The organism is Klebsiella sp. 10, from assembly GCF_018223925.1.
In the GTDB taxonomy this organism is placed as follows: domain Bacteria; phylum Pseudomonadota; class Gammaproteobacteria; order Enterobacterales; family Enterobacteriaceae; genus Klebsiella; species Klebsiella pneumoniae.
The window spans coordinates 341,371-355,939 of record NZ_JAGRRB010000014.1; the positions used below are offsets into that span (position 1 = coordinate 341,371).

At 56.4% G+C, this 14,569-nt stretch carries 13 protein-coding genes; 5 read left to right on the plus strand and 8 right to left on the minus strand.

Going from position 1 to position 14,569, the window contains the following annotated elements; all coding sequences use genetic code 11:
- The first annotated feature begins 20 nt into the window (after positions 1-20).
- The 4 genes from KHQ26_RS17480 (at position 21) to KHQ26_RS17495 (ending at position 5,153) form a co-directional block, all read left to right on the plus strand.
- Positions 21-602 carry a fimbrial protein gene (locus tag KHQ26_RS17480; RefSeq protein WP_004145710.1) on the plus strand — a complete coding sequence of 194 codons (582 nt, stop codon included), beginning with the start codon at positions 21-23 and terminating at the stop codon, positions 600-602.
- A 194-nt stretch (positions 603-796) separates the two neighbouring features.
- Entirely contained in the window at positions 797-1,459 is a 663-nt protein-coding gene (locus tag KHQ26_RS17485) for a molecular chaperone (RefSeq protein ID WP_004185341.1), read from the plus strand.
- Positions 1,460-1,495: 36 nt separating this feature from the next.
- Positions 1,496-4,051 (plus strand): fimbria/pilus outer membrane usher protein, encoded by a 2,556-nt coding sequence (locus KHQ26_RS17490; protein ID WP_048993813.1) that lies wholly within the window; start codon positions 1,496-1,498, stop codon positions 4,049-4,051.
- A 7-nt stretch (positions 4,052-4,058) separates the two neighbouring features.
- Positions 4,059-5,153, plus strand: a complete 1,095-nt coding sequence (locus KHQ26_RS17495) for a fimbrial protein (RefSeq protein WP_004180974.1) — start codon at positions 4,059-4,061, stop codon at positions 5,151-5,153.
- 12 nt (positions 5,154-5,165) lie between these two features.
- Here the strand turns inward: KHQ26_RS17495 and KHQ26_RS17500 are convergent, their stop codons facing one another.
- The 5 genes from KHQ26_RS17500 to KHQ26_RS17520 form a co-directional block, all read right to left on the minus strand.
- The gene (locus KHQ26_RS17500; RefSeq protein WP_020803759.1) at positions 5,166-6,194 is read right to left on the minus strand and encodes a fimbrial protein; all 1,029 of its coding nucleotides are present in this window, start codon (positions 6,192-6,194) and stop codon (positions 5,166-5,168) included.
- Positions 6,195-6,196: 2 nt separating this feature from the next.
- Positions 6,197-8,734: a fimbria/pilus outer membrane usher protein gene (locus KHQ26_RS17505; protein WP_029497032.1), complete on the minus strand. Its 2,538-nt coding sequence runs from the start codon at positions 8,732-8,734 to the stop codon at positions 6,197-6,199.
- A 29-nt stretch (positions 8,735-8,763) separates the two neighbouring features.
- Positions 8,764-9,432, minus strand: a complete 669-nt coding sequence (locus tag KHQ26_RS17510) for a molecular chaperone (RefSeq protein ID WP_211777928.1) — start codon at positions 9,430-9,432, stop codon at positions 8,764-8,766.
- A gap of 41 nt (positions 9,433-9,473) precedes the next feature.
- Entirely contained in the window at positions 9,474-10,022 is a 549-nt protein-coding gene (locus KHQ26_RS17515) for a fimbrial protein (protein WP_002914260.1), read from the minus strand.
- Positions 10,023-10,125: 103 nt separating this feature from the next.
- Positions 10,126-10,743, minus strand: a complete 618-nt coding sequence (locus KHQ26_RS17520) for a LuxR C-terminal-related transcriptional regulator (protein ID WP_004218900.1) — start codon at positions 10,741-10,743, stop codon at positions 10,126-10,128.
- A 353-nt stretch (positions 10,744-11,096) separates the two neighbouring features.
- Here KHQ26_RS17520 and KHQ26_RS17525 point away from each other — a divergent pair, with 353 nt between their 5' ends.
- Entirely contained in the window at positions 11,097-11,945 is an 849-nt protein-coding gene (locus tag KHQ26_RS17525) for a transporter substrate-binding domain-containing protein (protein ID WP_020803748.1), read from the plus strand.
- A gap of 55 nt (positions 11,946-12,000) precedes the next feature.
- Here KHQ26_RS17525 and KHQ26_RS17530 read toward each other — a convergent pair whose 3' ends face one another.
- The 3 genes from KHQ26_RS17530 to KHQ26_RS17540 form a co-directional block, all read right to left on the minus strand.
- The gene (locus KHQ26_RS17530; protein ID WP_020803766.1) at positions 12,001-12,621 is read right to left on the minus strand and encodes a hypothetical protein; all 621 of its coding nucleotides are present in this window, start codon (positions 12,619-12,621) and stop codon (positions 12,001-12,003) included.
- Positions 12,622-12,776: 155 nt separating this feature from the next.
- Positions 12,777-13,571, minus strand: a complete 795-nt coding sequence (locus tag KHQ26_RS17535) for an SDR family NAD(P)-dependent oxidoreductase (protein ID WP_004145699.1) — start codon at positions 13,569-13,571, stop codon at positions 12,777-12,779.
- 60 nt (positions 13,572-13,631) lie between these two features.
- The gene (locus tag KHQ26_RS17540) at positions 13,632-14,564 is read right to left on the minus strand and encodes a 2-hydroxyacid dehydrogenase (RefSeq protein ID WP_020803765.1); all 933 of its coding nucleotides are present in this window, start codon (positions 14,562-14,564) and stop codon (positions 13,632-13,634) included.
- Between the last annotated feature and the right edge of the window lie 5 nt (positions 14,565-14,569).

Consider the following 14,569-nt stretch of genomic DNA (forward strand, 5'->3'; position numbering starts at 1 on the left):
CGTTAACGATGAGATAAATAATGAAAAAACAACCTCGCTTTATAACCATCCTCATAGGAGCGCTGCTTTCTGGCGTAGCCTTGCAGGCTACCGCGGCCAACACTATCAATCCTGACTCGGGCACCAGTTCGGAAGGCGCCGGCGGGCAGGTCATCTTCAATGGGTCAATCACCGACAGCTCTTGCAACGTCGATAGTAGTTCTAATGGCCAGAAGGTTGATCTGGGCAAATGGGCCAGCAACTATTTTACCGGCACTGGTTTTGAAACCACCAAAACCCCCTTCCATATCAAAGTGAAAGATTGCCCGGCCAGCGTGACTACGGTCGCCGTGCTGTTTGACGGCGCGCGCGATCAGTCTGATAACTCCCTGCTGGCCATCAACGGCGGCGCCAGCGGCGTAGCGATTAAGCTGTATGAGCACGATCGGTCGACGGCTGTCAGCCTCGGTAAAACGTCAGCCAAACAGACGGTCACTCCGGGTACCAGCGGCGGCACCGGCTCTGCCGACCTCGAGTTTTACGCCGACTATATCTCCACCGCGGCGACCGTGACGGCAGGTAAAGCCGACGGTACAGCTAATTTCAATATGATTTATAACTGATCTAATTGCGCGTTATTCAGAGTCAGCCCACTGCGTCTTGATTAATTACAGATAGCTAAAGTGTTAATTGTCATGAAGTCACGAAATATATTCGTGACGGTATAGTTGTTTTTGCTAATTATCCCGTCGAGTACTGGCTCTGTTATTCACTGCTTTATTTTGTTGTCTGTTCAACTTTTACCTGATGGTAAGTCATGATGAAGAAAATAATTGCCGTTGCGGCTTTTCTGCTGTGCACCACGGCAGCGCAGGCCGGTATTGTCATGGGTGGAACCCGTGTGATTTATCAGGAAGGGAAGCGTGAAGCCGCTATTTCAGTCACCAATGCCGATACCCATACGCCCTATCTGGTGCAGTCGTGGGTGGAAAATTACGCGGAAAACGATAAGGCCAGGGTGCCCTTCATTGTAACGCCGCCCTTGTTCCGTCTCGATCCGGAGCAAAATAACGTTCTGCGGATTAACTTTATTGGCGCCTCGCTGCCCCGCGACCGTGAATCGGTCTTCTGGCTGAACGTCAAAAGTATCGCCCCGACGCCTCAGGGCGAGGTGAATAAGCTGCAGGTGAATATTAAATCGAAATTCAAAATCTTCTATCGCCCCAACGACCTGGCGGGCGACCCGGCAAAGGCCTGGCAGCAGCTGAAGTTTAGCCAGTCCGGCGGTCGGCTGACGGTGATAAATCCCACTCCCTACTTCGTCTCTTTTTACGCCGTCGAAGTGGGCGGGCAAAGCATCGACGATCCCGGCATGGTGGCTCCCTTCGGCGAGAAAACGTGGCCGGTGAGCGGGCACGGCACCGTCAAATGGCGGGCGATTAACGACTACGGCGGCGTCAGCGATTTCGCCCAGCAGTAATTCCCCTTTTTGATGAGCTTACCGGACGGCGCCAGCATGAAAAGAATAACAACAGCCAGGGTGCGGGAGTATGCCTTGTTGCCCGTTACCGCCGGGCGGGCGGTGGCGCTGGCGACGGTGCCGACGATGATGTTTTGTCTCAGTCCGTTGAGCCGGGCGCTGGCCGACGACTATTTTGACCCGGCGGCGCTGGAGTTTGCTGACCCGCAGCAGCAAACCTCCGATCTGCACTACTTCGCCAAACCCGGCGGCCAGCAGCCGGGGACTTATCCTGTCACCGTGGTGGTTAATGACCAGGAGCTGGGTCAGGCTGATATCACGTTTGTTGACGATGGCGGGCAGCTGCGCCCGGTGCTGACGCCCGGTCAGCTGGCGGAGTATGGCGTCAACGTCAGCGCGTTTCCCGCCTTTCAAGCGCTGCATGAAGGCGAAACCTTCACCCGGATCGAGAAGTTTATTCCCGACGCCAGCAGTCGGTTCAGCTTCGCTAACCAGCGCCTGACGCTGAGTATTCCCCAGGCGGCGATGAACGTGCAAAGCCGCGGCTATGTCGATCCGTCGCGCTGGGACGATGGCGTGCCGGCCGCGTTTGTCGATTACTATTTTTCCGGCGCGCAAATAAAGAACGCCGACGAAGGGGAGAGCAGCCGCTCAAACTATCTCAATTTACGCAGCGGCCTCAACCTGGGCGCCTGGCGACTGCGCAACATCTCCTCAATGCAGTATGACCAGCAGCGCCGGCACTGGGATACCCAGAGCACCTGGCTGCAGCGCGATGTCCGCTCGTTGAAGAGCTTGCTGCGGATCGGCGATACCTATACCACCGGCGATGTGTTTGACAGCATACAGTTTCGCGGCGTCCAGCTGATGTCTGACGATGAAATGCTCCCGGACAGCCAGCGCGGCTTTGCCCCCACAATTCGTGGCGTGGCGCACAGCAATGCCAAAGTGACCGTCTCTCAGCACGGGTATGTGATCTACGAGACCTTTGTGTCGCCGGGGGCATTCGCCATCAGCGATCTCTACCCCACCTCGCAGAGCGGCGATCTGGAGGTGAAGGTGACCGAGAGCAATGGCGTGGTGCGTACCTTTACCCAGCCCTATTCCGCGGTGCCATATATGCTGCGCGAAGGGCGCGGCAAATTCAGTCTCAGCGCCGGCCGCTACCACTCCGGGGGGGAATCGGTGCGCTCGCCGGAATTTCTGCAGGGCACTTTGTTCTACGGTTTGACGGCGGGATTCACCCTCTACGGTGGTACGCAGCTGGCCCGGGACTATCAGGCGTGGGCGCTGGGCCTGGGCCGCGGTTTTGGCGAGTTCGGATCGCTGGGAGGGGATGTCACCCAGGCCGTCACCCGTACGCCGTCGGGCAAGCGCTATACGGGCCATTCGCTGCGCGCTCAGTATCAGAAAAATTTTGTCAGCTCGGGCACTGCGTTCAGCCTCGCCAGCTATCGCTACTCGTCAAGCGGCTATTACGATTTTGCCGAAGCCAGCGCCCTCGAAAGCGCCCAGGGGCAAGTAGACAACCGGCGTCGCCGGGAAGAGCTGTCGGTGTCGCAAAGCCTTGGTGGCCTGGGCAGTCTGGCGGTTTCCGCCTGGTCGCAGGAGTACTGGCATCGGCAGAGTCGGGATGAGACGGTGCACCTTGGGTTCTACAGCGCCTGGAAAGGGATCTCCTGGGGCGTGGGCTATTACTACACCCGCGCCAGCGGCCAGCAAAAAAATGACCGCTCCTGGTCATTCAATATCAATATTCCGCTGGGTGGTCCGCTGTCCGACAGCGCGGTGAGCTACAACACCACCTCGGACAGCAATGGCTATACCTCGCAGCAGATGTCGCTGTATGGCGCGGTGCCGACGCGGCCAAATCTGTTCTACTCGGTTCAGCAAGGTTATGGCAACCAGGGACGAGGCAGCAACAGCAGCGCCTCCCTGGACTACCACGGCGGCTTCGGCAACGCCCAGATCGGCTATCGCCATGACGCCGCCAGCAACCAGTTGACCTGGGGAGGCGCCGGCTCGGTGGTCGCGCATCCGCACGGCGTCACCTTCGGCCAGACGGTGGGTGAGAGCTTCGCCATCGTCCGGGCGCCGGGGGCCGCCGGCGTGGCGGTGCAAAACGGCAACAATGTGCACACCGACTGGCGCGGCTATGCCGTGGTGCCCTCCCTGACCGCCTACCGGAAAAATGTCATTACCCTCGATACGGAGTCGATGGCCGACGACACCGACGTCGACCAGCAGGGGCAGACCGTGATCCCCGGCGGCGGCGCGGTGGTGATGGCCAACTACCAGACCCACATTGGCAACCGGGTGCTGTTTACCCTGCGCAATGCCCAGGGGCCGCTACCGTTTGGCGCCAGTGCGCGGCTGGTCGAGGAGGAGGAGAGCGGCAATCCGCCGGGCGGCATGGTGGCCGACGGCGGCCAGGTGTATCTCAGCGGTGTGCCGCAGGAGGGAACCCTGGCGGTGAGTTGGAACGTCAACAATCAGTCGCAGAGCTGCATGCTGCATTTTCATCTTCCGGATAACCCACAGCAGAGTCTGAATACGGTGAAAACCGTCTCCGGACTGTGCCAGACACGCTGAGGCGGCTATGAAATCTGTTTTTCGTCTACTTCCTTTCCTCTTTCTGCTGGGGCTGAGCGCCTATCTTCCCGGCGTGCGGGCTGAAACCTGCCGCGCAAATATCGGCCAGACCACGGTCAATATTCCTAATATCAAGTATTTACCCACGCTGCCGGTCAATACCCAGATGACCAGCGCGATGGCGGATAACGGCAGCGGGATCCCTTTTTCCTGCGACCTGCAGCTGCCGACGGCGAGCGCCAAACGCATCGTCTATAAGCAGCTGAAAACCGGCGGCTCGCCGATGGTGATTAACGGACAGCATGTCTACCCCAGCGCTATCGACGGCATTGGTTACGCCCTCAGCTTCCAGTGCGCCGGCGGCCCGATGCGTGCCATCGATGGCAGCCACTCCGCCGGCGGCGAGTCGGTGGTGGTATGCGACAGTGCGACGCTCCCGGCGCTGATGACGCAGCAGCAAACCACGGTGAGGATTGCGGTAACCTTCTATAAAACCGGAACGGTGCAACTGGCGGACGGGACGCATACCAACTCGCCGCCGCTGCCGCAGGTGGGGGAGATGACCATTGAACAGCAGACCAGCGCAAGCGCCAGCTTTGTCGCCAGCGCGCCGGTCAGCATCGATATCGCCGCCCTGAATGTGGACATTGGCAGCAGCGGCAGCTGCCAGGTAGCGACATCGACGATCCAGGTCAGTCTGGGTACGGTTAACCGGGGGGAGTTTCATGGCAAAGGGACTACCGGCGGCCAGGCGAAGCGCTTTTCGATTCCGGTCTTCTGTCCGACGCCGACCGACGTGCGCATCGGCTTTTTCGGCGTCAGCGTGGAGAGCGATACCCTGGCCCTGAGCCAGGCCAGCAACAGCGCCAGCGGCGTCGGCGTGAAGCTGACCTACGGCAATAACCCCGGTGCGGCAGTGCCCGACGGCACCAGCGTTAAGATCAATGAGGCCAGCAACTTGCCGATCCTGAAAAGGGTGACCGGCGCCAGCGCCGGTACCGCCGAGGCGATCAATTTCAACGCCCAGTATGTGCAGACTGACGCCACGGTGGGAGCCGGTACGGCCAACAGCATGGTGACTTTCGCCCTGGAGTATAACTAGCCTGGGGCGGCGTTATTCAAAGGTCACGGTGATTTTGGCGGTCGCGGAAAAAGGCCCCAGCTTCGGCGTTCTCGACAACCAGAGCAGCCCCGCCGTATAGGTGCTCGCGAGGGTCGCTCCCGTTGCCAGCGTAAAGTGAATCGGAGCATTCATCTCAATACGTGGAAGCATACTGGCGTTTGGCGAGATGACAATGCCGAAGCCGCTGTCCGGCTGCGGCAAAATAATGGCGCTCTCCTGTATCGTATTAGTGGTGCTAAACGTAGCAAGCATAGCTTCGGTCCCGCAATCACTGCCGTTACCCTGCTTGACCAGACCATAGGTGACGGTAAAGGGGCGTGTTTTTTCATAGTAGCCCGGTCGGGCGTTACCGGCAGGAATATCGCCAAAGTTAATTTCGCTTGGCGAAATAGATACCGTGGGGACGCAGGCCATTGTTCTGATACGGTTCAGGCCGGTAATGAAAAGATTATAGTTGGCGCCAGCGGTGCCGTTGCGTAGACCGCCTTGGCCATCTACCTGAAAAAGCGACAATTTTAGGTTATCGTCTATTTTACCTTCCCCGGTCACTCTGCGGCCCGTCGAGATGATATAGACCTGGTAAACCAGGCTGAATGTCTGCCCAATGGCCGGGGACTTACAGGTATTCCCGCTTTTATCACACAGCGTCGCCGGGCCAATCTCCACCGATTTTTTATTTTGTAGCAGATAGTCGATGCCGTTGTAAGTAATGCCTACCTGGATAAAGTCGGGCAAGCTGCTGGCTTTATTTTCCGGATCCAGCCAGAAATAGGCGCTTTCACCGTTCGGAAAATTATCGGTATCTTCGCAACTGAAGGTGGCGGTAATAGGGCTGGAGACCCATATCTTTTTATTGGCAATAAGCTCGCTGCTGGAGACTTTAATGATGCTCTCGATATTCACGACTTCGCTGATCGTGGACGAGGTGGTCTTGCAGGTCAGCGCCTGCGCCGGGAAGGCGCTCAGCATGAACAGAACGGAAAGCCATGTCAGAAATAACGTATCGCTAAGTCGGCGCATAATTACCTCGAGGGGGTTACTGTGCAGATTAAGGATAATTCACGCCAGGCCGTCGCCTGCTGAGGCTCCTGGCGCAGTTCGGGCAGGGTGATTTCGCAGCTTTGCTGGTGCGTTTCGCCCCATTTCATCTGCAGCTTTTCGCCTGAATCGACTCCGCTGACGTAAACTTCTCCTCCCGGGCCGACCAGACCATTGCTGATCCCACTGGCGCGATAGAGCTGTGCGCCCAATGGTGGATAGCTGCCGTCGGCGAGGGTGGTATGGATCAGCACGCTATATCCCCGGAACGTATCAAAGCGCACCCGGGTGATTGCCCCGCGGGTAGGCACGGTATCCGCTACCGCGTTAGGGACATCAAGAAAGGTATCGAAGTCCTGAGGGTTGAGCGCGACAGAATTGACCCGATAGGGAACGCTTTGTGGTACGACAGCGTAGCCGAAGGGATCGATGCGCACGCCGGTCTGATTCTCTATCCCTACCCCCTGAGCGTCTTTGGCCTCCACCAGCGCAAAGGTTGAGCCCAGCGGTTGCGAGAGGGTAACGCCGCCGCGGTGCGCCACCACGCCGCCGCTCAGATTCAGACTCGCCTGACGATGGCTTTTGCTGTAGGCGTAGCCGGTATACAGATTACCGTACTGGCCGAGATAACCCAGGCTGGCGCTGTTGGTGCTATGGCTGGTGTCATCATAGGCGCTGGTGACGGCCCAGCTCAGGCGACCATCATCGAGCAGCGTGCCGTTTACCCCAGCCTGCCCGGACGTGCCAGACGACTTACTGTGGGCGAGGGTAAATGCGGTATTGATCCGGCGGTTTTCTTGCAGAGTAAAAGGGATGGAAACGCGCAGTGTGATGCTATTGTCGTCATGGGTGAAGTGGCTGCGCGTATTCTGATAGTACAGACCATAGTTCACGTTATGGATAGTGCTGTTAAAGCCCGCCTGCAGCGAGATATCGCTTCCTGAGCTATTCCAGTAATTTTGCTGGCTGAAGTTAAGGAAGAAAGCGCTGTTCTTACCGAGAGTTTGCCGGGCAGAAATATCAAAGCGATGCTTTTTATTATAAAACCAGGACGTGTAATAGTGTTGGGGAGCGCTTGCCTGCCAGCTTTCGTATTCGTCAGAGGGCCAGTAATCATTTTCGTACAGGCCATTGTGCCAGCGTCGACGCTCGTTAACCGCATCGCTGAGGCTATAATAACCTGCGGTTGAGTAACGGTAGCCCGCGATTTGAAAGTCGGTCTTGCTCGACAAAAAGGATTTAGCATACAGAAAACGCACGCTCCCTCCCTGCTTGCGCTGGCCATTCGCCAGCGTCGTTCCCGCCAGCGTATAGTCGGCTGAGAGGGCGCCAATCTCCCCCAGATTACTACCGACGCCAAAGGCGCCGGCGCGATAGTTCTCCGCTGCAAGGGCGCCACCGTACAGTGTGAAGGTATTATTCAGGCCATAAGAGAGCGAGCTTTGCATCAGGGCGGGGGCATAGCCGTCAGCGCCGTCATGATACTTACCCGCCGACAACTGATAATTCCATTGGCCTGCCCGCACCAGCTGTGGCAGGGTGGTGTAGGCGACAGTAAAGGTCGTCTGGCTACCGTCGGCTTCAATGACGGTCACGTAGAAATCACCGCTGCGGTTAACGGCGTTGATATCATTTAGCTCAAAGGGACCGGCTGGGACGTTCTCGCTGTAAATCAGATAGTTGTTCTGCCGAACTTCCACCCGGGCATTGCTGTTGGCCACACCGCGAATGACCGGCGCGAAGCCGGTCTGGCTGCTGGGGCGCATTTCGGCATCGGTGCCAAGCTGTACGCCGCGAAACTGGACGCTATCGAAGACGCTGTTGTCGGTACTGGTCTGGCCGACGACAAGCCGGCTGCGCCAGGGAATGATGTTCGTTTCCGCCCAACTGGCGATGCTTTGCCACTTATCCGCCTGGCCGCTGAACTTATTCCAGTAGGCATTATTGCGCAATCGCCACGATGCAATATTGATCCCGCTGTTTAGCGAAAGATATTGATACTGGTGGCTGCCCCCGTCGCCATTATTGGCATCGGTAGAATAGCTGTAGTTGACGAAGGCAGCGTTAATACCTTCATCAAAGCGCATGGGGGAAACATAGTCACGGGGATAGTGCTCGATATATTGCTGAGGGATATGAATGTTCAGCCGATGATTAGCGATATCCAGCTGTTGCTCTGCCTGGCGGATCGTCTGCGACAGCGCGAAACAGGGCTGGTGGTCATCGTCAATCTTGACGCCATAGCGGATATATTCCGCCGCGCTCAGGCAGGGGGCCAACCCGCCGTGTGCGCTATCCTCTGAGAAGCGAACGGGGCGACTGTCCACCAGCAGATCGTTAATGTAAATATTAACGTCATAGGTGCCCGGCATGACGTCGCCATCGCTGGCGACAAACTGATTAAAAGCCAGCGGGTCGATACCGTTCACAAACTGGGCATTATAGCGTTCCGCACTGTCTGCCGGTAACGTGATGGAGATTAACCATGCGCTGGCAAAATAGCGTAATTTACTATCGTCCATCACTCTATCTCCCTAAAGAGGTGCGACGTTTATTTTTTTATTGGAATATCAACAACGGCGCCGTAATCATTAATATATTTCATTTTATGCAAGCGCTGCATGCTGGCGATATTGACAGCGTGGTGACTGTACGGCAGCAACATAAAGTTTTTCAGAGGATAGATTTTTCCTTTGTTGTCGATCGCCTCGGCATTAATAACCGTAATATGCAGTGGGCTGTTGTTAGTAAAAGATAACGTGTTAGCGCTTTGCTGCCACTGCAGATTTTCAACGGCATTGGGCAGCGATGTGGCAATTCCTTGCGGGCGATAAAATAGTTTTAATCGAGTGCGAATTGCGAACTGCAGGATGTTATTTTCCTCAGGCGCAGGAGGGACCTCCTGAATATTCACCCAAAACAGACTTTCCCTGTCGGCAGGAAGACCGGTTCCTGAGTAAATAAAGCGCAGTTGTGCCGATTGCTCGGGGCGTAATTTGACCAGGGGCGGCGTTGCCACAATGGGTAAGCCGCTGCTGGGGGTCTCCGGACCCGTATCAAGCCAGGTCTGGACGATATAGTTTTTGCTGCTTCGGTTGTTAATTTTCAGACTGGCCGATTTATCTTTGCCCAAATAAATAACCCGTGAGGCATCGATGGTAATGGCCGCCTGGGTCTGAAAAGCCAAAGCGCCTATGATCACTGCCAGCAGCGTTTTCATATGTTACCCCTTATCCGCGTCGTGCCGTCCCTGGCCAGGTGTTATTCCTGCATAATGGTAAACCTGGCGGTCGCATTGCCGTCGCCAGCTTCGGCGTTGTCTTTATCCCAGGTATAGTAGTAGGCTTTCAGGTTGAAGGTACCGGTGCCATCGGCATTGACCGTAATACTCGGGTCGACGTTGGGATCGAAAGGTTTATCGAGCGTGACCGGGGTATTGTTGCGGTCGGTTAGCTTAATGCCGACTTTTTTAGCTGTAGGATTACCCGCATCGAGAGCCAGTACGTTAGTGATAGGCGCCTCGTTGGCTGAAGCACCGTCGAGCACAATATAGTACGTGCCCGCTTCACAATCTTTGACGCTAATATTGACCCCAACTTCTGGCCCGGTGCCATTGGTATCATTTTTTAATTTAGACAGCGGAACAGCGCCCATCTTAACTTCAATGAGACCCTTCTCATTGCCGCTTGCCAGTTTGCAACTTGAGTTGACAATTGTACCTGAAAAATACAGCGTACCGTCCGCCGCGGCGGCATAGTGTGAGGTCAAGCCGACGAGTGCCATTGCCAGGCAAAGTGATTTCATTTTCATAGCCAATTCCTTCTGTTGTGACCCAGGGAAGCTAATAGCCAGGCATACTCATTGACGCTGCATAAGCCGTTAGCTCTGTTGTTGTGATAGCCATAAAGCGAACTTATCCCCCCTCCAGGGAGTGCAGGAAATGATACAGGCCTGCAATATTGCGTACATTGAGTTTCTGGTAGATGTTTCTCCGATAGTGACTGATCATCATATTGCTAAGGTCGGTGGCCTGAGCAATTTTCTTATTATTTAAACCTGAGATGATATAGGGGAGAAGAGAGTCCTCCTGTTTCGTAAGTTTAATATTGACACAACTGTCCAGCGAGCTAATTGATTTTCTGAACACTTTAATACAGCGATGATCAGACGCATTCTGTAAGTATTTCTGCAGCCGTTGGGTAACATCTATATAATCAAGCACGATCGTCGAAATAGAGTTTATGATAATGTTTTCGACTGGATCGGCAAGAATCTCACTTTTAACGACAAAAACGATATCGCCATGAATGATCTTTTTTTTACGATAGAGCAGTGCGGCTAATTGTTGAATGTCCGGGTGGCTATAGTCCACGATAATGGTTCTGGCTATGGTTAGACTTTTATCATTCACGTCAGAAATATTATCCAGAAACAATGTTTGACTATACCGACGTTGAGCACTCATGGTCATGTTAACCAGAGACCGGATGCCGTTAATAAAAAATTTATTGGCGGAAATGATAATAATCATAATGTATTTCCTTATACACTGCTTCTGTAACCAAGTATTACTGCTGGAGAGGAAGGGAGTAAATAAGATGATAAGCAGGATCATTAGAAAAATCCTAATGAAAGATGTTGCATGAAGTGTTTTTACTTATTAATCAGAAGGTTATAATTTAAGATTCAACTATTAACGCATAAGAGAAAAGTAAAATAAACGATAATAAATAATATATTAAACGTATAGCCAGGAATAAAATATGAATGCGCTGCGGGGCATTTTACTGAAAGTCAAAACAACCAGCAAGCTCACAGCGAGAAAGAGGATTAATTAACGTTTTGCCCCACGTCGGGTTGTATGTCCCGGTGTTTAAAAATAGGATGAATGCCCTGGCTCGCACTGCGGATACTGTGACTGATGCGGCCGGTCACTCTGGCATGAAAAACGATAACTTTAAGGATGGCGAAATGAGACTGACGGTGGGGCTGGCGCTGACGCTGGCGATAATGACCTGCGGCGCCCAGGCGCGCGATATGCAATCCATCGAGCACAGCGGTGAACTGAAGGTGGGCGTGCCGGGCGATTACGCGCCGCTGGCGTTTCGCAATGCCGCCGGCGAACTGCAGGGCTATGACGTGGACATGGCCCGCGATCTCGGGCGCACGCTCGGACTCAAGGTGAGCTTCGTCTACACCAGCTGGCCCGCGCTCGCCGCCGATCTGCAGGCGGACAAGTTTGATATTGCGATGGGTGGGGTTACCGAGACCCCGGCGCGGGCGCAAGCCTTCGCCCTCAGCCATCCGGTAGTGGCGAACGGAAAAATCGCCTTAGCCAACTGCCAGGCCGCCCCGCGGCTCGGTTCGCTGGAAAAAATTGACCGTCCGGACGTGAAAGTGATCGTCAACCCTGGCGGCACAAACCAGAGTTTTGTCGATGAACACATCAAGCAGGCGCAAATTATTCGCGTGCAGAACAATGTCGATAACCTGCAGGCGCTGCGGCAGAAAACGGCCGATATGATGGTGACCGATCTGATTGAAGGCGACTATTACCAGAGCAAAGAGCCCGGCGTGTTCTGCGTTGCCAACGAAACGCCATTCGCCGGCACCGCCAGCAACAAGGTGTATATGATGAGTAAAGATAACCCGGCGCTGCTGAAGAAAGTGAATCAGTGGCTGGATAGCCAGGACAAAGAGGTTCTCAAACGGAAGTGGAAAATTCGCGGTTAACCGCGGCGGCGCGCCACCGCCGGCAGACACGCCCGGCGGTGGCTATCGTCCACGATTAGCGCTGCGGCGACAGCGCCTGTCGCGCCAGACCGCGAAAGTAGCAGGCGTAGCCGAGGGTGGCGGTCAGGCACAGCATATAGCCAAACGACTCGCTGCCTTCCTCGACCGTATTTTTCACCACCCGGGCGAAGTTCTCATCCAGCACGGCGTACCACAGGCCGTGCATACCAAACAGCCGAGAGAAGACCAGAATCGCCAGCAGGCCGCTGATCATCATCCCGTAATAGGGCGTGCGGGTATACGCCGCCAGCTGCGACAGAGTCTTACGCAGATGGCGCAACGGCAACAGCAGCGACCCCGCGGTGGCCAGCAGGGCAAACCACACCCAGCTGCCGTGGGAGAGTAAATCAAACAGGCCATCCAGCTCACGGATCAGCATGGCGAGAAAGAAGCCGCCGATGAGGATATTGCTATAGCGCAAGTGGGCATATTTCCGCGCCAGCAGCAGATGAACCAGCACGATAACGGCCAGCACGCTCTCCTGGACCACTTCGGTGAGCGACACCTCCGGGATGTCGTTGCCAAACACCCGAATATCCACCCACAGGCAGAGTACCGCGAGGGCGGCTGCGACCGCCGCGCCGAAAAAGAAAAGCAAGCTTCGTAACAGAGACATTAACACCACAATTTATGCTTAAAACAAATATCATAAGTTCTGGGAATACATGTTCCTGTTCACTTTGTGCGACTTTGCGGCTGTTTTTTAACATTTTGCGCTTTTTAGCGCCCGGGAAGGCGGCAGGGGAGGGGGCTCCCCTGCATAAAGGGGATTCAGAGAATATCATCCACCACGCCGCCGTCGACGCGCAGCGCGGCGCCGGAGGTGGCTGACGCCTGCGGCGAGCAGACGTAGACCACCATATTGGCGACCTCTGCCACCGAGGCCGCCCGCTGGATCACCGAGCTCGGACGATGGGTCATGACAAACGCTTTCGCCAGTTCCTCCAGCGACTGACCGGTTTTCGCCACTTCGTCTTTCAGCATTTCGGCAAAGCCGTCGGAAATCGTTGGCCCTGGCAGAACGCTGTTAACGGTCACTCCGCTGCCGGCGACATATTTCGCCAGGCCGCGGGCCAGCGAGAGCTGCGCGGTCTTGGTGACGCCATAGTGGATCATGTCCGCCGGGATATTGCGCGCCGATTCCGAGGAGATAAACACCACCCGCCCCCAGCCTTTGCTGACCATCGCCGGGAGCAGCCCTCGCGACAGGCGCACGCCGGACATGACGTTGGTCTGCCAGTAGTTGTCCCAGGTCGCGTCGTCGGTGGCGTAGAAATCCTGCGGGCCATAGATCCCGGCGTTATTGACCAGAATATCGACGCCGGTCACGGCCCGCAGCAGCTGCGCTGCGCCGTCGGCGTCGCTGAGGTCGGCGATGGCGGGGCGCGCCTTCGCGCCCGGCACCTCATTTTGCAGCCGGGCGATCGCGGCGTTCACGCTCTGCTCGCTGCGCCCGTTAAGGATGACCTCTGCGCCGCTCTCCGCCAGGCCTTTGGCGATGGCGAAGCCAATACCCGCCGTGGAGGCGGTGACCAGCGCGACTTTCCCCGCTAAATCAATCTTCATGTTCCTGCCTTCTGGTTGTGGATCTCCTATTAAGCGTAGCAGCGGCGATATAGCCGGGGATCAGTAACCGGCGTGCTTATTGACCAGGTTCTTCAGCGGCAGCCCGCGGCGCTGGCGCTGAATGTTCTCCAGCAGCTGGCGGGCGATCACCTCGGCAGAGGCCGCAGAGGCCATATGTGGGGTGATGACCACCTGCGGATGGCGCCACAGCGGATCGTCCGCCGGCAATGGCTCCTGCGGGAAGACGTCGAGCACCGCCCCGGCGAGCTGGCCGCTCTCCAGCGCCGCCAGCACATCCTCATTGACCATATGCTCCCCGCGGCCGCAATTGATCAACACCGCCCCGGCGGGTAGCCGGCTGAACAGCGGCGCGGCGAGGATACCCCGGGTCTGCGCGGTGAGCGGCAGGAGGTTAATCAGCCCGTCAAGCGACCCAAGAAAGTGGTCGAGCGCCTCCTCGCCGCGATAGCAGGTGACACCAGCCAGCTGCTTTTCACTGCGCGACCAGCCGGAGACCCGATAGCCGAGGCAGGCCAGCTGGTCTGCGATATAGCCGCCAATTTCGCCCAGACCCATAATGCCGATATGGAAGTCGGCGGCGGCGCGCTGGGGATAGAGCTTCCAGGTTTGGGTTCGCTGGTGGGCCAGCGCCCGGTCGAAATGGCGCTGAAACCACAGGACGCTCCACAGAGCATATTCGAACATGCCGTGGCGAAAATCTTCATCGATCACCCGGCACAGCGGGATCTCGCTGGCGAACAGCGCGGGCGGCAGATGATCGACCCCGGCGGACGCGGCCTGGATCAGCTTCAGCCCCGGCGAGCGGCTCAGCAGCTGCGGGTCCGGGAACCAGCAGCTGGCGTACTGGGCGTCGCGCGCCGCCTGGTGATGGGGCAGAAGCGCCGTGACGTCGGGAAACTGCTGCAGGGCGGCGCAAATATCGCGGGCGAAATCCGCGTCGTTACAATCCACAACGATAGTGATATCAGACATAGGCG